We start from the raw sequence: 539 nt of genomic DNA on the forward strand, positions 1-539 counted from the left end.
CGATGCGTCCCAGAGAATTTCGGTGGTTTCGTAGTCGAACGGGGAGCGCACTTTATAGAGGTTGTCCAGGCCATCATCGCTCCAGGACAGACCGCTGCCAAAGCCGAGAAAGTTGTGGTCCTTGGCGTCGTATGCATAGCGGGTTTCGACGGCGGGCTGGCCGAAACCGGGGTCGCGCACGTGCTTTTCCACCCGCGGCAGGGTACGCCCGGGCTGGCCTGGAAAATAGTGCGGGCGCCCCGAATAGGTGACGGTCTCATGGCCACCGGTGGGGGTGTAGACGTGCTCAAGGCAGGTGAAGCCGTCCCGGGTGACATACTCGAAGCGCCAGGAGGCTTTGTCGACGGTTGGCAGGATAAGGCTTTTGCTCAAGCCACCGACAATGTTCACCTGGAACTCGGCCTCGAAGGCACTGCCCGGATGCAGCGTGAGCTTGAGCAGGTTGGTGGTGCGCACCAGGCTGAGCAACTGCGTGCCATCGGCATTGCGAATACTGCTCAACAGTGGCTCGGTGCCGAAGGCCACGTAGTCGAGCGTGA

The 539-nt window shown here is 61.4% G+C and carries 1 pseudogene; it reads right to left on the minus strand.

What is annotated here, in order from left to right:
* Positions 1–539, minus strand: a pseudogene (locus SOP85_RS31085) (sugar-binding protein); the annotation flags it as partial.

This window comes from Pseudomonas sp. YuFO20 (genome assembly GCF_035064975.1).
Lineage (GTDB): Bacteria > Pseudomonadota > Gammaproteobacteria > Pseudomonadales > Pseudomonadaceae > Aquipseudomonas > Aquipseudomonas putida_AE.